The sequence below is a fragment of the Bradyrhizobium sp. Bra78 genome (assembly GCF_024519855.1).
Taxonomy (GTDB): domain Bacteria; phylum Pseudomonadota; class Alphaproteobacteria; order Rhizobiales; family Xanthobacteraceae; genus Bradyrhizobium; species Bradyrhizobium japonicum_G.
Genome location: NZ_JALJRE010000002.1, coordinates 578,381 through 596,281, shown reverse-complemented (window position 1 = coordinate 596,281; position 17,901 = coordinate 578,381). Strand labels below are relative to the sequence as shown.

The following is a 17,901-nucleotide window of genomic DNA, read 5'->3' as shown; positions in this document are numbered from 1 at the left end:
AAGGAAACAAAGGGATGGCCCGCCTGCCCTATCTCGAGGCCGACCAGGTCGCGCCCGAATATCGCGACATGCTCAAGCGCAACACCAATCTGCACAAGCTGCTGGTCAACTCGCCGGAGATGGCGCGCGCCTTCAACGGCATCGGCAGCTATATACGCTTCAAGAGCAAGCTCGACCCGCGGCTGCGGGAGCTTGCGATCCTCCAGGTCGGCTGGATCGAGAAGTCGGAATACGAGTTCACCCACCATGTGAAGATCGGCAAGGAATTCGGCGTCACCGACGAGGACATCGCCGGCCTGATTGCGGAGACCGAGGGCAAGCCCTCGAAGCTCGAGCCGCTTGCCAGGTCGATCCTGAAAGGCGCCCGCGAGATGGTCCGCGCGCTCGCGATGTCGGAAGCGACCTTCGCCGAGATCAAGCAGCATCTCTCCGACGAGCCCATGGTCGATCTCGTCCTGACTATCGCTTTCTATTGCGGCGTGGTGCGCGTGCTCGCCACCATGGAGATCGACAACGAGCCATATTACAAAGAGGTACTTCAGCAGTACCCGATCCCGGGAGTGAACTGACATGCGCCTGAACGACAAGATCGCCATCGTGGTCGGAGCCGGGCAAAGCCCCGGCGAAGGCATGGGCAACGGCCGCGCCACCGCAATCACCTTTGCGCGCGAGGGCGCCAAGGTGCTTTGCGTCGATCATCATCTGGAATCGGCGCAGGAAACTGCCGCCATGATCGCCGCCAAGCACGGCACCGCGGCGGCCTTCAAGGCCGACGTCACGAAATCCGCCGACATCAAGGCGATGGTGGCGGACGCGCAGACGCGCTGGGGCCGGATCGACGTGCTGCACAACAATGTCGGCGTCAGCCTGTCCGGCGGCGATTCCGAGCTGTTGCAACTCACCGAGGAAGCTTTCGACCGCGTCGTCGCCATCAACCTCAAGAGCTGCATTTTCGCGGCGAAAGAGGTGATCCCGATCATGCGCGCGCAGAACAGCGGCGCGATCATCAACATCTCCTCGATGGCGGCGATCACGACGTATCCTTATGTCGCCTACAAGGCGACGAAATCGGCGATGATCGCCTTCACCGAGCAGCTCGCCTACCAGAACGCCGAATATGGCATCCGCGCCAACGTCATCCTGCCCGGCTTGATGAATACCCCGATGGCAGTCGATACCCGCGCCCGCGAATGGCACAAGACCCGCGCCGAGGTCGAAGCCGAACGCGACAGCAAGGTGCCGCTGCGCAGGAAGATGGGCACCGGCTGGGACGTCGCGAACGCCGCGCTGTTCCTGGCGTCTGACGAGGCGAACTTCATCACCGGTGTGACGCTTCCGGTGGATGGCGGGGCGAGTGTGAGACGGGGGTAGAAGTGAGCACAGTGCCGCTTCCCTTCGCCTCTTGTGGGAGAAGGTGGCGCCAAGCGCCGGATGAGTGGCTCGCTCCGCAAATTCAACAAGCGAAGGGACCGCGGATAGAACCCCTCACCCGGATTCGCTTTGCGAAGGCACCTTCTCCCACAAGGGGCGAGGGTGCACCTATCGCGCGGCACGACTCTAATGCGTCACCCGCCAGATCGTGCCGTTGCCATCTTCCGACACCAGCAGCGATCCATCCTTCGCTACCGCAACGCCCACCGGCCTCCCCCACACCTCGGTGTCACTCACCACGAACCCCGTGACGAAATCCTCGTACTCGCCCGTCGGCTTGCCGTCCTTCATCCGGATGCGGATGACCTTGTAGCCGGTGCGCTTCGAACGGTTCCAGGAGCCGTGCTCGGCGGCGAAGGCGTCGCCCTGGTACTCGGACGGAAACTGCGTGCCCTGATAGAAGGTCATGCCGAGCGAGGCCGAATGCGGCTGCACCAGCACATCTGGCACTGTCACCTTGTCCTTGATATCCGGCCGCGCACCGGCGTGGCGCGGGTCTTCGTTGCCGCCGATATAGAACCACGGCCAGCCGTAGAACGCGCCTTCCTTCACGCTCGTCACATAGTCGGGCACGAGATCGTCGCCGAGGCCGTCGCGCTCGTTGGTCGAGCACCAGGGCAGACCGGTCTGCGGCTGCACCGCAAGTCCGACGCAATTGCGGATGCCGGTGGCATAGATCTTCCGCTCCTTGCCGTCGGGATTGAAGGCGAGCACCGTGGCGCGCTCGGTCTCGCTGGCCCAGCCCGCGCCGAGCGGCTGCGCTTTCGACCATGCTTCCAATCCGCCCGGCGGCGTGCCAATGCCTTCCGCGACATTGCTGAGCGAGCCGACCGAGACCAGCATGCGCTTGTTGTCAGGCGTGAAGACGATGTCGCGGGTGGAATGGCCGCCGTCATGCGGTAGGCTCGCCACGATCGTTTCGGCCTTGCCGCGCGCCTTGAGGTCACCGGCCTGATACGGAATGCGGACGACGCTGTCGGTGTTGGCGACATAGACCCATTGCGGATTGTCGCCGTTCGGGAAGAAAGCAATGCCGAACGGCTGCCTCAAGCCACTGGCGAACAATTCGTTGCTGGCGACCTTGCCGCCCTCGCCGGCGCGAAGCACGCGGATGGTCCCGCCCCGCGTCTCCGCGACGAAGACATCGCCGTTCGGCGCCACGCGTATAGTGCGCGGCGCGCGCAGGCCTTCGGCGAACAGCTCGATCTTGAAGCCGGCCGGCACCTCAAGCGCAGCCTCGGACGGACGCGGCACCACGCGCGAGAAGCTCGCGACCGACCGCGTGGCACCGGGCCTGACCAGATCTTGCGGCCGGATCAACCTGACCGTGCCGGGCTTGTCGGCCTGCCAATCGCCGTAGGCATCCTTGCCCTGCAGCACCGGCTCGGCGCGCACACCGGTCATAGCGGCGACCAGCAATCCCGCGGACAGCGCCGCGGCCGAAATCCTGCTCTTCACGTCTTCCTCCCGGCCTTCACCTGTCGCGCGTCTACGCCGATCGACCCGCAATCGTTCTGCGACAGGTCAAACGCCTGCCGAATCGCACGTCAGCTCATGCCCGCACGATGTGCATCAGCCGCAGCCCATCGTACTGGAAAATGCGGCTGATCGGTGCGACACATTGTAAGGGCGGGGCCGCGGATTGCGGTCATCAAAGCTGCGGCATTGGTGTCGCACCTGTCGGGGTGATCATGTGGGGATCCATCGTATCGGAATGGGCGAGCCTGCTGCTCCGCTGGCTGCATGTGGTGGCGGCGATCGCCTGGATCGGCAGTTCCTTCTACTTCATCGCCCTCGACCTCAGCCTCAAGCCTGACAGCGAGCTGCCGGACGGCGTGCAGGGCGAAGCCTGGCAGGTCCATGGTGGCGGCTTCTACCGGATCATGAAATATCTGGTCGCGCCCGCCCGGATGCCGGACGAGCTGACCTGGTTCAAATGGGAAGCCTACACCACCTGGCTGTCCGGCTTCGCGCTGATGGTGGTGGTGTACTATCTCGAGGCCGGCCTGTTCCTGGTCGACAAGTCGATCCTCGACCTCACGCCGTTCCAGGCCGGCCTGTTCAGCTTCTGCAGCCTTGCTCTGGCGTGGCTGCTCTATGAAGGCGCCTGCCGCACCGGGCTCGCGCAGCGCGAACTGCCCTTTGCCATCGGCGGCTATCTGTTCCTGGTCGCGCTGACCTACGCCTTCACTCATGTGCTAAGCGGCCGCGGCGCCTTCAACCAGATCGGCGCGATCATCGGCACCATCATGGTCGCCAACGTCTTCACGCTGATCATCCCGAACCAGAAGAAGATCGTGGCCGCCCTGATCGCAGGGCAAGCGCCCGATCCGAAGCTCGGCAAGACCAGCAAGGAGCGTTCGGTTCACAACAACTACCTGACGCTCCCCGTGGTCGTTCTGATGATCAGCAACCACTATCCTCTGCTCTACGCCACCCGCTTCAACTGGATCATCGTTGCGATCATCCTGGCGCTCGGTCCCGTGATCCGCCACTTCTTCAACGAGGGTCATGCGGGGCGCAAATCGCCTTGGTGGGTGTGGGGAGTCGCCGCTGCCGGCGTGATCGCGATCCTGTTCCTGTCCGCCGCCGGACCGCGCGAGGTCAAGACCGGCGCGCTGTCGGCGCCCGTCACGGTCGCCAATGTCGAGGAGATCGTGATGTCCCGCTGCAGCATGTGCCACGCCGCCGAGCCGGTCTGGGAGGGCATCGTGACGGCGCCGAAGGGCATCCTGCTCGACGCGCCCGAGCACATCCATCGCAACATCCGCCTGATCGGCCGCGTCGCCGCCTGGTCCAATGCGATGCCGCCGGGCAATATCACCGAGATGACGAGCGAGGAGCGCGCCATCCTCGCGGCCTATATCGAGCAGGCGCGCTGATGCCATTACGCATCCATGCCGCATTTTGCGGAATGAAATTCTGCATGTCCCGCCGATTTGAAAATGACTTGACCGCCCATCCGGCGTAGACAGGATCAGCTGGCGCGGTCCAGATTCAGCTCAAGTCCAGTTTGCATTCGGGGAAAGAACAGTGACCCTCAAGAACGTCATCGGTATCGACCACGCCGTGGTCATGGTTCAGGACCTCGACAAGGCCGCCGAGAATTATCGGCAGCTCGGCTTCACACTCTCGCCGCGCGGCACCCACAGCGCCCATATGGGCACCGGCAACTACACCATCATGTTCGATCCTGATTACATGGAACTGCTCGGCGTGCTGGCGGCGACCGAGCACAACGCGCCCGCGCGCGCCTTTCTCGACAAGCGCGGCGAAGGCATCGAGCGTATCGCCTTCACCGCGGTCGATGCCGCCGCCGGCGCGGAGGAGATTCGCGCACGCGGCCTGGAGCCAATCGGTCCCACCTATTTCGAAAGACCTGTCACGCTGCCTGATGGCACGGTGTCGGCGGCAAAATTCCGCACCTTCATGTGGCCGACCGCGGAAGCGCCCGGCGGCGTGCGTATCTTCGCCTGCCAGCACAAGACGCGCGAGACCGTGTGGATTCCCGAGTTGATGAAGCACGCCAATGCGGCGAGGCACATCAAGCAGACGCTGATCGCAACGCCGGAGCCCGCGAAGGAAGCCGCGCACCTCGCGCACCTGATCGACCGCGCGCCGAAGGCGGAGGCGGACGGCGCGGTGGCCGTGCCCTCCGGCGGCGATCGTGCCGACTTCGTCTATCTGACCCTGGAGCAGCTCGGCAACCGCTATCCCGGCGTGCCGCTCGCAGGTCTCTCCGAGCGCGGCGGCGCGGCGCTGGTGCTCGTCAGCAGCGATCTGGCGGCAACCCAGAAGGCGCTTGGCTCGGCAGCTGTGCGCAGCGGGGCTGCGATCTGCGTGCCGCCCGCCAAGGCCAACGGCACCCTGCTCGCCTTCGTTGCCGGCTGATTTGAACTAATTCTTTAACAAGCGTTTACCGGGCAACCCTAGGATTTTTGGGCTATCCACGCCTTCAGGGGCCAAGCGCATGTTCAAAGAGGAATCGCCGATCGCCTATGACGCGCCGGCCGAGCTGAAGAAGTGGCCGTCGCTGAAGGGCGAGAGGCAGAAGGACCGCGGCCCGCCCTATCTCGTCTATAACGGCACGCTCGCCGACTGCGTCCGCGAACTCATGGGCAAGCCCGTGAAGGGCATCTCGCTCTACGACATCATGACGGGGCCGCAAGCAGCGTTCGACCAGACGGTGCTGTCGCCCGGCGATGCCGCCGAGATCGCGATGCGCAAGGACTTTCCCAAGGACTAGTTCAAGGACTAGTGCGAGGCGCGCTTGCCGCGGGACTTCTCCTGCTGCCTGGACGAGGAGTCCGTCGGCGCATCCAGGAAAACGACCGGCGTGCCGCGCTTGACGTTGTCGCCAAGCCGGCGCACGTCCCAATTGGTCAGCCTGACGCAGCCGTGCGAAGCGGACTTGCTGACCTTGTCGGGCTCCGCCGTTCCGTGAATGCCGTAGCCCTGCGCGGAGAGACCGATCCAGTACGCTCCGACGGGATTGTTCGGCCCCGGCTTGACGTCGAACGGCTTCTTCGACTTGACGCTGTGGAACTTGTACTCGGGATTGTAGTGATAGGTCGGCTTCTCGTTGGTAGCGGTCACCTTGAGCGCGCCGCTCGGCGTGGGGCGGTCCGGACTGCCGATTGACGCCGGGTAGAACGCGACGAGGCGGTCGCTCCCGTCGAACGCCTTCAAGGTCTCGCCCGTCTTGTCGACCTCGAGCCGCGCGATACGCGGCAGCTCGCGCTGTGCCGAGACATTCGCGACGACGATGGTCTCGCCCGCCTTGTCGAACGACTTGCCGGGATTGAGCGTCCGCAGCAAATCCTCGCTCATATGGAATTTCTCGGCGAGCCCTTCGCGCGCGCTGGTGTAGCTCAGCGCCTGCAGCGACTTCATGTCCTCCAGCTTGCTGGGCAGCTCTTTCAGGAACGGCCCCTTCACGTCGGAGTCGGTGATCTTGTATTCGACGATCATGGCACCTTCGCTTGCCGCGCTCAGCCTGTCCCACAGCTCCGGCGCAATAGTCTTGTCGGATGCGAACCCGTTCTGCTCGGCAAATGCCTTCAGCGCCTTCTGCGCGTTCTCACCGAACTTGCCGTCGATTTCGCCGGGTGAGAACTGCGCCCGATCGAGCAGGACCTGGAGCTTCACGACCGATGCGGTGACCTTGTCGGTCGCAGGCTGCTTCGCAGGACGCGCAGCGTCGTTCACCGCGGCAGCATCGAGATTGTTCGCGAGCGCCGGACAGGTCACCCACAGCGAGATCACCGCGCCAATTACCCATCGCATCATGTCGCTCGTCCCAATTCGCCAATGCCCCGTAAGAACCGCGGAAAGTTTCTCTGCGGGAACACCGTAGTAACACCGACGGAACCGACGAGACCGCAGCTTTGCCGCAATCGGACGGTTAAGAACTTCTTATCGCCGGCGCAACGCTGGCCCGTTCATCCCACAGTTCGAGGTTGTCCACGCAATGCGATTTGTCATCGCGGCTTGCGCCGCGTTTCTGATTCTGATGTGCGACCTCGATCCGTCGGCGTCCCGGCAAACATCGGCCTTCGATCGCGCCGTTCTTCAAAACACCCAAGCCTCGCCACTTGTTCCGGTGGTCGAGCTGTTCCTCGCAAGCGTGCACGCGATCGAGCTCGCCAATGCACGCGCGGCCTATGAGGAGACACCCGAGCCGCTGCCTGCGGCCGAACCGGTCGCACAAGCGCCGGTGTCGCCGACTGAACGCTTTTGCCACGCGCTTCGTGAAGCCGCCGAGGCCAGCGGCATTCCGGTGCCGTTCTTCGCGCGCCTGATCTGGCAGGAGAGCCGCTTCAAGTCCAACGAGGTCAGCCAGGCCGGCGCGCAGGGCGTTGCACAGTTCATGCCGGAAACGGCAGCCGAGGTCGGGCTGGATGATCCCTTCGATGCGATGAAGGCGCTGCCGGCATCGGCCAAGTTCCTGCGCAAGCTCCGCGACGATTTCGGCAATCTCGGCCTCGCCGCGGCCGCATATAATGCGGGCCCCGGCCGGATCCAGAAATGGCTTGCCAAAGAAAGCGAGTTGCCGCGCGAGACGCGCGACTATGTCCGCATCATCACCGGCACCAAGGCCGAGGACTGGACCGAACGCACCGAAGCGCTCGCGATCCGGATCGATCTGCCGCGCGAAGCGCCGTGCGAAGGCATCGGCAGCCTGTCCAAGACGAAGGACGTCGCCTGGGTTCCGGTCAACCTGACGCCCTCGGTCACAACCATCATTCGCAAGGCAGAGCAGCTGGCGGCGCGATTGGCGACCGACCGGCTGCGCAAGCGGCTTGCATCCGTGATCCGTAAGGGCACCCATGGCAAGGCGCGCAGCATGATTGCGGCACGTGCGGCCGGAAAGAGCGCGAAGGCCCGCGCTATCCGCCTCGCATCGAGCGAGCGCTAACCAGTCACACCGGCTTCTCGTCGTCGGTCACCGGCGACGTCACCACCAGGAAAACGAGGTCGGTCAGGCCCGAATTCGAGATCGCGTGCTCGACGCCGGGCGGCAGGAAGATCACGTCGTGCTTGCGCACGATGTGGTTCTTGCCGGCGATCTCCATCAGCCCCTCGCCGTCGAGGACGTGATAAACCTGTTCCTGCACCTTGTGGCGGTGCCGCGCGACATAAGCCATCGGCTGGTACATCGAGATGCGGTAGTCGATCCGGCGCGAGCCCGCGGTCTCCGGCATCACCAGCGGCTTTGACAGCGCGCCGCCGAAGTGATTGGGGAATTCGCGCCAGGGCACCTCGGCAATGTTGCGGATGAAGGCGCCGTTGCTCTCCTCGGCCATGATCATGCTCCCTTTCGCGCGTCTCAATTCACCAGCGCTCCGCCATCGACATAGACGATCGATCCGGTCGCAAAACCGTTCGCCATGAAGCTCGCGATCTGCCGGGCGATGTCCTCGGCCATGCCGACACGGCCGACCGGCAGCGCGGCCGCCGTCCTGGCCAGCATCTCCTGGCGCGCCGCTTCCGGCATCGCAGCCCGGATCGGCGTGTCGATCACGCCGGGCGAGACCGCATTGACGCGCACCGGTGCCAGCTCCAGCGCGAGCGCGCGGGCCAGCGATTCCAGCGCGCCGTTTGCGGCGCTGATGATCGCCGAGTTCGGCCGCGGCCGAACGCTGAGGAAGCCGGTCACGAACGTAAGCGAGCCGCCAGGCCTGATCTCGGCTTCGCGCGCGACGCGCCAGGCGCCCCAGAACTTGCCTTCCATGGTGGCGCGGACATCGTCCATCGCCACAGTCTTGAACGGGCCGGTGCGAAGCTGGGCGGCCGTCAGCACGACGTGATCGACCGGGCCGGTGCGGCGGAACAGCTCGGCGACGCTCTGGTCGCTGGTGACGTCGGCGGGGATCGCAGTCACCTTCAACCGCTCCGCGACCGGATCGAGCTTTGCGGCGCTGCGCGAGGCGATGATGACCTCCGCGCCCTCTCTCGTCGCAAGCTCCGCCGTGGCAAGTCCGATGCCTGAGGAGCCGCCGACCACGACGACCTTTTTGCCTGCGAACGTCATTCCGATCTCCCCGACATGTTCTTGATGGGCGATTTGCGACCCTCGGTCAGCCCGGCTGGAACCGGGTGCCGATGCCGGCCTTGCTCTGGCCGAGGCCCGGCAGCTCCCAGACGCCGGCGCCCGACGGATTGACGTCGGCGGCGATGTCGACGTCGATCAGATACGGCTTGTTGGCGGCGATGCCCTTGCGGATCGCCTCGCCAAGATCGCCGGCGCGATCGACCCGCACGCCCTCGACGCCGCAGGAGCGCGCCATCGCCGCGAAATCCGGATTGTAGCGTTGGCCTGTGTCCGGATGCTTGAAGTCGGTCGCAAGCTCGCGCCCGCCGAGATAGCCGCGCTGAAGTCCGCGGATCGAGGCATAAGCGTAATTGTTCCAGACCACCCAGACCACGGGCAGATTGTACTCGACCGCGGTGCCGAGCACGTGGGCATGCATGAAGAAGGCGCCGTCGCCGCAGACGGACACGCAGGGACGATCGGGCGCCGCGAATTTCGCGCCCATCACGCCGGCGACGCCAAAGCCCATCGGACCGAATCCCATCGAGCCAATCAGCGAGTCCGGCCGCTTCGGCTTGCAGAAGCCGAGCAGCCAGTTGTGGTGCACGCCAATGTCGGAGACGAGGATGGCGTCTTCCGGCAGCGCCTTGTCGATCTCGGCGGCCGCGCGCTGCGGGTTGATCGGCGTGGTGTCGTCGGAGAAGCCGGGCGCGACGAATTTGTCCCACTCCTTTCGGTAGGTGTCGATCTGCGCCAGCCATTTCTTGCGGGCGTCTGACTTCTTGAATAGGTTGTCGCGGCGGTCGAGCTCCGCATGCACCTGGCGCAGGAAGGTGCGAACATCGGCCATCAGTCCCAGCGCGACGGGATAGTTGCGGCCGATCTCCTCGGGATCGATGTCGACGTGGATCAGCCGCGTCGGCGGAATCGTGAAGGAATAGCCTGGAATCCACGAACTCGAGGTGCGATCGTCGAAGCGGACGCCAAGTGCGAGCAGCACGTCGGCCTGCCGCGTCGCGTGATTGGCCTGATAGTGCCCGGCGCGCGCGACGAGGCCGAGCGCAAGCGGATGATTGACGTCGAGCGCGCCGAGACCGCTCGCGGACGCGGCGACCGGAATCTGAAGCCGTTCGGCCAGCTTGCGCAGCTCGTCCGCCGCACCGCCATAGCGCACGCCCTGCCCGACCAGCATGACCGGCCGCTCGGCCGCGAGCAGCATGTCGACCGCCTTCTCCACGCCCTCAGGATCGGCACCGCAGCGGCTGGAAATGTTGGCGTTCCACTCGATCGCCTTCGGCGCCTCTTCCGCGGCTGATTCCATGAAGACGTCGAAGGGGACGTCGACCACTACCGGCCCCGGCCGGCCCGTGATCATCGTCTTCCAGGCCTGCCGTATCGCAAGCGGAACCATCTCGCCGCGCGTCGGCTGAAACACCTTCTTGCACATCGTGCGCACGGTCGAGGGGAAGTCGGCCTGATAGTGCCGGTACATCTCCTGGAACGCGCCGCGGTTGAACTGGCTGGTCGGCACGTTGCCGGTGATCGCCATGAACGGCACGGAATCGAGGAAGGCGTTGGCGAGCGAGATCGGAAGATTGGCCGAGCCGGGCCCGCACGAGGTGAAGGTCGCGGTTGGCCTGCCGGAGACGCGATAATAGACGTCCGCCATGAAGCCGGCGACGCTCTCGTGATGCACGGAGATCGTCTTGATCTCGGAAGAACGTTCGTACAGAGCATCGATGAACTGGATGTTGCCGTGGCCGCAGAGCCCGAACACCTGCGGCACCTTCTCCTGGATCAGATAGTCGACAATGACCTGGGCGCCATTGAGCATGTTTCTCGACATCAACCCGTCTCCCTCTCGGCCCACGACTTCTTGTGGACCGGGGCGGAAAACACGGCGCGGTCGTCGTTAGGCCGCGGGCACCCTATTTCTCATAATGCTGTACGTCAATTTATATTGTGGTAGGCTCGTGCCGGCGGAAAATGCGAAGCTCGAGTCCGACGCCGGCACGAATTGGCGTGCTACTGTCGCAGCATCGAGTCACGACGGATTTGCCGGAGGGGTGTCCTTGAGATCGCGTACCAAGCCCAGCACAAGCGAGAAGCCCGCCAGCCCGCGCAAGGCCGCGATTGCCAAACTGGTCTCCGCCCCCAAGGCTGAGGGCGACGATGATGCCGAAGACAAGCAGCGCGGCGGCGGGGTTCAGTCGCTCGGGCGCGCCTTCTCGATCCTCGAAGAAGTGGCGCGCCACCGCGAGGGAATCGGGCTTGCGGAACTGAGCAAGCTGGTCGGCCTGCACAACTCGACGACCTTTCATCTCGCCAAGACCATGGTCTCGCTCGGCTACCTCCGCCAGGAGAAGGACAACAAGCGCTACCGCATCGGGCGCCCCTTGTTCGCGCTCGCGGCAAGCGCGCTGGACGAGATCGAGATGGTCAATGTCGCAACGCCCGTACTGGAGGAGCTGTCGCGCCAGACCGGCGAAAGCGGCCATTTTGCCGTGCGTATGGGCGATGCAGTGATCGTCGTCGCCCGCACCAGCGGTCCCGGCGCGTTTCAGCTGACCGACCGTGTCGGTGTGGTGCGGCCCGCCCATTGCACCGCGCTCGGCAAGATCATCCTGGCCTCGCTCCGCCCGGAACAGTTCAAGCGTTTCATCGATCGCGTGGAGCTCAAGCCCTCGACGCCCAAATCCATCAGCAATCCCGGCGCGCTGATGCGCGAGATCGCCGAGGTGCAGCGCACCGGGGTTGCCTTCGACGACGGCGAGTTCAATCCGGAAGTGCGCTGCGTCGCCGTGCCCGTGACCGACTTCACCGGACAGGTGATCGGCGCGCTCGGCATATCCGGGCCGATCTGGCGGCTCTCCAACCAGGCGCTGCATGACGGCGCGCAGATCGTGCAGGCCGCCGCCGACCGCCTGTCGGCCGAATTCGGCGCCAAGGATCGGGCGCACAAGGCGTTCACGCCGAAAGTCTAGGACGCGCATCAACGGCGATTTTGCCGGTTGACACCGGCGACGGCGTTCGGGATTATCCTCCAGCATTAGAAGAACGTCTCTCACATTGTCGGATTGCCGATTTTGAAGGGAGGCACGCGGTGCACCCGGGAGGAGACAGACATGATCCGCTACCCGCGACGGACGTTGTTACGCGCGGGCGCAGCCTTCGTCGGCGCGTCCGCATTTGGGTTTCCGGCGATCGTGAAGGCCCAGGCCGAGCGGATCCGGATCGGACACCTGACACCGCTGACCGGCTTCCTCGGAGTGATCGGCAGCTACGCCCAACTGGGCGTCAAGCTCGCCGCCGAGGAGATCAACGCGTCCGGCGGCATCCTCGGCAAGCGGATCGACCTGTTATCGGAAGACTCGATCAACCCCGCCACCGCCGCAACCAAGGCGCAGCGCATGCTGGAGCAGGACGGCGCAGTGGTGCTGCTTGGCGAGATCTCGTCGGCCTCATCGCTCACCATCATGCAGGTCGCCGAGCGCAACAAGAAGGTGTTCTTCTCGACCGGCGCGCGCTCGGACGCGCTACGCGGCAAGAACTGCAACAAATACGCCTTCCACTGCGACATCCCCAACACCGTGATGGTCAACGCGGTCGGTACCGCGCTGTCGCAGCAGGGCATGGTGAAGGGCAAGAAGTTCTTCACGCTCACGGCCGACTACATCTTCGGCCACGACCTGCTGAAGGCCGCCAAGGCGTTCTTCGGCACGCACGAGGCGAACCTGATTGGCGACGAGCTGATCGCAACCGACGCCACCGATTTCAGCCCGTATCTGCTGAAAGTGCGCCAGGCCAAGCCCGACGTGGTCTGCTGCAATCTCGCCGGCAACCAGGTGACCAACCTCGTCAAGCAATATGCCGAGTTCGGCCTGCCCTACCCGCTGGTCGGCTTCAATCTCAACACCGGCGATGCATGGGCCGCGGGCGCGGGCAATCTCGGCGGTACCTGGCCGACGGTCTGGTATCACACGCTGAACAATCCGACGTCGCAGGCCTTCGTCGCGGCCTTCAGCAAGAAGTACGGCAAGCCGCCGGAGAACCACGCCTGGATCGATTACGTCACGCTGAAGCTGCTGGCGGAAGCGATCAACACGACGAAGTCGACCGAGAGCAACGAACTGATCGCCTATTTCGAGAAGCAGGCCCAGTTCGACATCGGCAAGGCGCGAAAGGCCTATTTCCGCTCCTGGGACCATCAGCTCGTGCAGGAGGCCTATCCCTTCACCGTGAAGCCGAAGGACCAGATGAAGGACCAGTGGGACATGCTGGTGCTGGGCGATGCGGTTCCGGGGGCGGGCGATCCGCCGGAGACGATCTATCCGACCAAGGAACAGAACCCTTGCGAGATGAAGGCCTGAGGCGCGGCTTGGACGCAACATGCAGTTCGAGTTCTTGCTGGAACAGGTGGTGAATGGCCTCGTGCTCGGAGGCTATTACCTTCTCATTGCGCTCGGGCTGTCGCTGATCTTCTCGGTCGGCGGCATCGTCAATCTGGCGCATGGCGCCTTCTATGCGCTCGGCGCCTATGTCAGCGTCGAGCTGACCAGGCGTCTCGGCTTCGGCGCTTCGGTGGCGATCTCGCCTTTCGCGGTCGCGCTGCTCGGAATCCTCTTCGAGCGCTTCATCCTGCGGCGCTTCTACTCCGCCGATCCGATCCTCAGCCTGCTCGTGACCTTCGGGCTTGCGATGGTCGCAGAGCAGGCGATCCGCATGATCTGGGGCGCGGCGCCGGTCTCGACCGAGATCCCGCAAAGCTTTCGCGGCTCGGTCATCGTCGGCGATTTCCTGTTCTCGCGCTATCGCCTGCTGATCCTCGCTGTCGTCGCCGCCATACTGCTCGGGATCTGGCTGCTGCTGCAAAAGACCTCGTTCGGCCGCGTGGTGCGCGCCGGCATCCAGCGGCCCGACATGGTCGCGGCGCTCGGCATCCGGCTGCAGCCCTACATGACGGGGATCGTAATGCTCGGCGTCGGCATGGCCGCGCTCGGCGGCGCCTTCTTCGCGCCGATCACCACCGTGCATCCGGCGATGGGCGCCGAGATCATGACCATTGCCTTCGTCGTCGTCGTGATCGGCGGCCTCGGCAGCTTCTGGGGCGTCGTCATCTCCGCCCTGCTCGTCGGCGTGGTGCGCGGCATCGCCATTCATTTCGAGCCGGCCGCCGGTGAAGCCTCGATCTACATCCTGATGTTCCTGGTGCTGCTGGTGCGCCCACGCGGCCTGCTCGGCGAACGCATCGAGAAGTTCGAATGAGGAGCGCCTCGCCCATCCACAGGCTGAAGCCGCTGCTGATTGCGACCGTGGCCATCGTCGCGCTGCCCTTCCTGCTGAAGGCGTTCGGCTTGTCCTTGAACACCGGCACCTGGATCGTCGGGCTCGCGATCGCGACCAAGGGGCTCAACCTCTGCATCGGCTATACCGGCCTCGTCTCGTTCGGCCACAGCGCCTGGTTCGGCATCGGCGCCTATGCCGCGGGCCTGATCCAGCTGCGTTTCTTCCCCGGCGAGATCTGGCTGCCGCTACTGGGATCGATGATCGTCGTCGCGATCGCATCGGGCGTCATCGGCATGCTGATCCTGCGCCGGCGCGGAGTCTACTTCTCACTGCTGACACTGGCGCTGGCCGCGCTGGTCTACACCACCGCCTTCCGCTGGACGAGTCTCACCGGCGGCGAGGACGGGCTCGGCGGACTGAAGCGCGGCAGCATCGGCTCCATGAGCTTCGACAATGCGCTCAACTATTACATCGTGGTCTCTGTCGTCGGGCTCGCCGTCCTCTACATGCTGATGCGCCTCGTGCGCTCGCCGTTCGGCCATGTCCTGGTGGCGATCCGCGAGAACCAGCTGCGCGCGAGCTTCCAGGGCTATCCGGTCGAGCGCTACAAGCTCGCGGTGTTCGTGATCTCCGCCGTGGTCACCGGGCTTGCCGGCGCGCTGATCGCATTCCTGAACTATCTGGTCTCGGCGGAGGCCGTCTCGGTGCCGTTCGCCGGCGAGCTTCTGGCCATGGTCGTCATCGGCGGCATGCGCAGTCTGCTCGGCCCCGCACTCGGCGCGCTGTTCTTCATCCTGTTCAGAGAGCTGTTCTCGATCTGGACGTCGGACTGGCTGTTCTGGTTCGGACTCATCTTCGTGGCCTTCGTGATGTATTCGCCCGGCGGCCTCGTCGGCATCGGCGCGCTGGTCATGCGGCGCCTTCGTCCACCCGCGGAAGAAACAGCCGCGATGAGCCGGCGCAAGATCTATGACGGCCTGCCGCTGCCTGATTTCCTCCAACCGGAATCGCTCCAGGGCACTGTGCTCGAGGTGACCGGCGTCTCCAAAAAATTCGGCGGCATCCGCGCGGTCGAGAATGCGAGCATCAGCGTCGCCGCCGGCGATATCCACGCCCTGATCGGGCCGAACGGGGCCGGCAAGACCACGTTGTTCAATCTGGTCTCCGGCCTCTACGCGCCGGATCAAGGCACCATCCGCCTGCGGGGCCGCGACATCGCCGGCGTGCCCGCGAATGCCATCTGCCACCAGGGGCTGGCGCGCTCGTTCCAGATCACCAATTTGTTCCGCGGACTGAGCATCTACGAGAATTTGCGCCTGTCGCTGCAGGCGCGGCGGCCGATGCGCTTCAACATCTGGAACGACATCGACGCGTACGAGGACATCCACGCCGAGACCGCCGCGCTGACAAAATTCCTCGGGCTCGAAGGCATCGAGCAGATCGAGGGCGGCGAACTTTCCTATGGCGGGCAGCGGCTGGTCGATCTCGGCATCGCGCTCGGCTCAAGGCCGCAGGTGCTGCTGCTCGACGAGCCGCTCGCCGGCCTTGCGGCGGCCGAGCGCGAGCGCGTGTCCAACCTCGTCCAGAACATCGCGACCAACATTCCCGTGCTGATCGTCGAGCACGACATCGACCGCGTGCTCGGCTTCTCGCAAGTGGTGACCGTGATGAACCAGGGCGAGGTCCTGATGTCGGACTGCCCCAAGGCGGTGCGCGCCGATCTGCGGGTGCAGGAGATCTACACCGGCAAGGGCATTCCCGCGGTCGCGCACCGGCGCAGCATTGAGGATGCAAGCGAGCGCGCCGCCGTCCTGCTCCTCGATGGCGTCAACACCTTTTACGGCAAGAGCCACATCCTGAGCGACGCCGCGCTCGACGTTCGCGAGGGCGAGATCGTCGCGCTGCTGGGCCGCAACGGCGCCGGCAAATCGACGCTGCTGAAGACGATCGCCGGCCTCGTGCCGGCGGCGTCGGGCAGCATCACATACCGTGGCGCCGACATCGCCCGCCTCCCGGCCCCCGACATCGCGCGCCGCGGCGTCGGTTATGTGCCGCAGGGCCGCGGGCTGTTCGCGGGCATGACCGTGCGCGAAAACCTCGCGCTCGGCCGCCTCGCCCGCAAGACCGACGGCAGCGACGGCGTGGTCTGGAACGAGGAGCAGATCCTGCAGTATTTTCCGCGCCTGAAGGAGCGCATGAACGTTGCCGCCGACTATCTCTCCGGCGGCGAGCAGCAGATGGTCGCGGTGGCCCGCGCGATGTCGGGCAATGTGAGCCTGTTGCTGCTCGACGAGCCGTTCGAGGGTCTCGCACCGGCGGTGACGCTCGAACTGTTCGGGGTGTTCGACCAGCTCCGCCGGCACATGTCGATCGTGATCGTCGAGCACAACCTCGACCTCGTGCTCGCGCTCGCCGATCGCGTCTTCGCGCTGGAGCGCGGCGCCGTGTTCCACCAGGGACCGGCCGCGCCGCTGCTCAACGATCTCAGCTATCGCAAGCAGATCCTGTGGCTGTGATGGAAACCGATGCGCTCCCTCTCCCGCAAGCGGGAGAGGTACAGCGGAGCGCACGACCACGCACAAGCGCAGCAGCCCCTACTCCGCCTTGATGTTCGCGGCCACGACGACCTCGGAAAGCTCCTTGGTCTCCTTCGCGATCGTGGCGGCGTAGTCGGCGGGGCTGAGCACGCTCACGACGCCTTGCGAGCCGAGCCGCTCCACGACCGCCGGATCCTCAGCAGCGGCGACGATCTCACGATGCAGCGTTTCCAGGATCGGCGCGGGCGTCGCCTTCGGCATGAAGAAGCCGACCCAGAACGAGATGTCGAAGCCGGGATAGCCGGCTTCGGCGACGGTCGGCACGTCCGGCAGCGACGGCAACCGCTCGGCCGACGACACCGCGAGCGCGCGCAGCTTTCCGGCCTTGACCAGCGGCACGGCCGACAAGGGATCGAACACCGCCAGCACCTCCTGCGCGAGAATACCGACCTCGGACGCAGCGCCGCCGCGATAGGGCACGTGGATCAGCTTGATGCCGGCCTTCCGGCTGAGCAACTCCATGGCGAGATGGGCAAGGTTGCCGTTGCCGCCAGAGCCGTAGGCGAGCGCGCCCGGTGCAGCCTTTGCCGCGGCGACGAGATCGGCAACGGTGCTGACGTTGGCCGTCTTGGGATTCTCGGGATTGACCACGAGGACGAGCGGCGCCGACACGACGCTGGTCAGCGGCGCGAAGTCTCTTTGCGGGTCGTAGCGGATGTCCTTGAACAGCGTCTTGTTGAGCGTGATGGTGGACGAGTTGCAGGCGAGGATCGTGTAGCCGTCGCCTTCCGCATGCGCGACGCCCTCGGCGGCGATCATGCCGTTGGCGCCGGCGCGATTCTCGACGACGAAGGGCTGGCCGAGCTTGTTGCTCAAGCGATCGCCAATGATCCGCGCGACGACATCGACCGGACCGCCCGCGCTGAATCCGACCATGATCCTGACCGGCCGCACCGGATATTTCTGCGCGAGAGCCTCGCTCGTCACGCACAACCCGGCGACGATCGCCAGCAGGCGAAGCGTTCGTTGCATTCGTTCTCTCCCCGGACGCTAGCTGCCGCTTTGCATGTATTGATGCGGCGCATTCGAGGGACATGATGAGCGGCCGCGCCG

16 protein-coding genes are annotated in these 17,901 nt (G+C 65.0%); 10 read left to right on the top strand and 6 right to left on the bottom strand.

What is annotated here, in order from left to right:
• Positions 1–14: 14 nt before the first annotated feature.
• Complete coding sequence (locus OC450_RS06820) at positions 15–569, top strand: carboxymuconolactone decarboxylase family protein (RefSeq protein ID WP_262047512.1); 555 nt, start codon at positions 15–17, stop codon at positions 567–569.
• A gap of 1 nt (position 570) precedes the next feature.
• Positions 571–1,371, top strand: coding sequence for an SDR family NAD(P)-dependent oxidoreductase (locus tag OC450_RS06815; protein WP_211382592.1), 801 nt, complete (start codon positions 571–573; stop codon positions 1,369–1,371).
• 186 nt (positions 1,372–1,557) lie between these two features.
• Here OC450_RS06815 and OC450_RS06810 read toward each other — a convergent pair whose 3' ends face one another.
• Entirely contained in the window at positions 1,558–2,889 is a 1,332-nt protein-coding gene (locus OC450_RS06810; protein WP_211382591.1) for a PQQ-dependent sugar dehydrogenase, read from the bottom strand.
• A gap of 233 nt (positions 2,890–3,122) precedes the next feature.
• Between OC450_RS06810 and OC450_RS06805 the strand changes: the two genes are divergently transcribed.
• The 3 genes from OC450_RS06805 to OC450_RS06795 all read left to right on the top strand — a co-directional run bounded on the left by OC450_RS06805 (position 3,123) and on the right by OC450_RS06795 (position 5,677).
• Positions 3,123–4,313 carry a urate hydroxylase PuuD gene (locus OC450_RS06805; RefSeq protein ID WP_211382590.1) on the top strand — a complete coding sequence of 397 codons (1,191 nt, stop codon included), beginning with the start codon at positions 3,123–3,125 and terminating at the stop codon, positions 4,311–4,313.
• A 151-nt stretch (positions 4,314–4,464) separates the two neighbouring features.
• Positions 4,465–5,322 carry a VOC family protein gene (locus tag OC450_RS06800; RefSeq protein ID WP_262047511.1) on the top strand — a complete coding sequence of 286 codons (858 nt, stop codon included), beginning with the start codon at positions 4,465–4,467 and terminating at the stop codon, positions 5,320–5,322.
• A 79-nt stretch (positions 5,323–5,401) separates the two neighbouring features.
• Entirely contained in the window at positions 5,402–5,677 is a 276-nt protein-coding gene (locus OC450_RS06795; RefSeq protein WP_262047510.1) for a hypothetical protein, read from the top strand.
• Positions 5,678–5,685: 8 nt separating this feature from the next.
• On the opposite strand, the gene OC450_RS06790 is transcribed toward OC450_RS06795, so the two are convergent.
• The gene (locus OC450_RS06790; protein ID WP_262047509.1) at positions 5,686–6,720 is read right to left on the bottom strand and encodes a L,D-transpeptidase family protein; all 1,035 of its coding nucleotides are present in this window, start codon (positions 6,718–6,720) and stop codon (positions 5,686–5,688) included.
• A 181-nt stretch (positions 6,721–6,901) separates the two neighbouring features.
• Here OC450_RS06790 and OC450_RS06785 point away from each other — a divergent pair, with 181 nt between their 5' ends.
• The gene (locus OC450_RS06785) at positions 6,902–7,849 is read left to right on the top strand and encodes a lytic transglycosylase domain-containing protein (RefSeq protein WP_211382586.1); all 948 of its coding nucleotides are present in this window, start codon (positions 6,902–6,904) and stop codon (positions 7,847–7,849) included.
• 4 nt (positions 7,850–7,853) lie between these two features.
• Here OC450_RS06785 and OC450_RS06780 read toward each other — a convergent pair whose 3' ends face one another.
• From OC450_RS06780 to OC450_RS06770, 3 genes are read right to left on the bottom strand one after another with little or no spacing between them, the layout of a single operon-like run.
• Complete coding sequence (locus OC450_RS06780; RefSeq protein ID WP_211382585.1) at positions 7,854–8,237, bottom strand: cupin domain-containing protein; 384 nt, start codon at positions 8,235–8,237, stop codon at positions 7,854–7,856.
• Between the two features lie 23 nt (positions 8,238–8,260).
• Positions 8,261–8,965: an SDR family oxidoreductase gene (locus tag OC450_RS06775; RefSeq protein ID WP_262047508.1), complete on the bottom strand. Its 705-nt coding sequence runs from the start codon at positions 8,963–8,965 to the stop codon at positions 8,261–8,263.
• A gap of 46 nt (positions 8,966–9,011) precedes the next feature.
• Positions 9,012–10,811 carry a thiamine pyrophosphate-binding protein gene (locus OC450_RS06770; RefSeq protein ID WP_211382583.1) on the bottom strand — a complete coding sequence of 600 codons (1,800 nt, stop codon included), beginning with the start codon at positions 10,809–10,811 and terminating at the stop codon, positions 9,012–9,014.
• Between the two features lie 220 nt (positions 10,812–11,031).
• On the opposite strand from OC450_RS06770, the gene OC450_RS06765 reads away from it, so the two are divergent.
• The 4 genes from OC450_RS06765 (at position 11,032) to OC450_RS06750 (ending at position 16,767) form a co-directional block, all read left to right on the top strand.
• A complete protein-coding gene (locus OC450_RS06765; RefSeq protein WP_211382582.1) occupies positions 11,032–11,949 on the top strand; it encodes an IclR family transcriptional regulator in 918 nt (305 codons plus the stop codon).
• Positions 11,950–12,090: 141 nt separating this feature from the next.
• Complete coding sequence (locus OC450_RS06760) at positions 12,091–13,335, top strand: ABC transporter substrate-binding protein (protein ID WP_262047507.1); 1,245 nt, start codon at positions 12,091–12,093, stop codon at positions 13,333–13,335.
• Positions 13,336–13,354: 19 nt separating this feature from the next.
• A complete protein-coding gene (locus OC450_RS06755; protein WP_211382580.1) occupies positions 13,355–14,230 on the top strand; it encodes a branched-chain amino acid ABC transporter permease in 876 nt (291 codons plus the stop codon).
• Positions 14,227–16,767: a branched-chain amino acid ABC transporter ATP-binding protein/permease gene (locus OC450_RS06750; RefSeq protein ID WP_211382579.1), complete on the top strand. Its 2,541-nt coding sequence runs from the start codon at positions 14,227–14,229 to the stop codon at positions 16,765–16,767. Before OC450_RS06755 ends, OC450_RS06750 begins: the two co-directional genes overlap by 4 nt.
• A 78-nt stretch (positions 16,768–16,845) precedes the next feature.
• Here OC450_RS06750 and OC450_RS06745 read toward each other — a convergent pair whose 3' ends face one another.
• On the bottom strand, positions 16,846–17,820 hold the full coding sequence (locus OC450_RS06745; protein ID WP_211382578.1) for a Bug family tripartite tricarboxylate transporter substrate binding protein: 975 nt from the start codon (positions 17,818–17,820) through the stop codon (positions 16,846–16,848).
• Positions 17,821–17,901 lie beyond the last annotated feature (81 nt).

Excerpts from the sequence above, each read along its gene's own strand:
- OC450_RS06805 (WP_211382590.1), top strand. The coding sequence starts at position 3,123 with ATGTGGGGATCCATCGTATCGGAATGGGCGAGCCTGCTGCTCCGCTGG.
- OC450_RS06795 (WP_262047510.1), top strand. The coding sequence starts at position 5,402 with ATGTTCAAAGAGGAATCGCCGATCGCCTATGACGCGCCGGCCGAGCTG.
- OC450_RS06815 (WP_211382592.1), top strand. The coding sequence starts at position 571 with ATGCGCCTGAACGACAAGATCGCCATCGTGGTCGGAGCCGGGCAAAGC.
- OC450_RS06750 (WP_211382579.1), top strand. The coding sequence starts at position 14,227 with ATGAGGAGCGCCTCGCCCATCCACAGGCTGAAGCCGCTGCTGATTGCG.
- OC450_RS06775 (WP_262047508.1), bottom strand. The coding sequence starts at position 8,965 with ATGACGTTCGCAGGCAAAAAGGTCGTCGTGGTCGGCGGCTCCTCAGGC.
- OC450_RS06785 (WP_211382586.1), top strand. The coding sequence starts at position 6,902 with ATGCGATTTGTCATCGCGGCTTGCGCCGCGTTTCTGATTCTGATGTGC.
- OC450_RS06770 (WP_211382583.1), bottom strand. The coding sequence starts at position 10,811 with ATGTCGAGAAACATGCTCAATGGCGCCCAGGTCATTGTCGACTATCTG.
- OC450_RS06780 (WP_211382585.1), bottom strand. The coding sequence starts at position 8,237 with ATGGCCGAGGAGAGCAACGGCGCCTTCATCCGCAACATTGCCGAGGTG.
- OC450_RS06790 (WP_262047509.1), bottom strand. The coding sequence starts at position 6,720 with ATGATGCGATGGGTAATTGGCGCGGTGATCTCGCTGTGGGTGACCTGT.
- OC450_RS06760 (WP_262047507.1), top strand. The coding sequence starts at position 12,091 with ATGATCCGCTACCCGCGACGGACGTTGTTACGCGCGGGCGCAGCCTTC.
- OC450_RS06755 (WP_211382580.1), top strand. The coding sequence starts at position 13,355 with ATGCAGTTCGAGTTCTTGCTGGAACAGGTGGTGAATGGCCTCGTGCTC.
- OC450_RS06745 (WP_211382578.1), bottom strand. The coding sequence starts at position 17,820 with ATGCAACGAACGCTTCGCCTGCTGGCGATCGTCGCCGGGTTGTGCGTG.
- OC450_RS06820 (WP_262047512.1), top strand. The coding sequence starts at position 15 with ATGGCCCGCCTGCCCTATCTCGAGGCCGACCAGGTCGCGCCCGAATAT.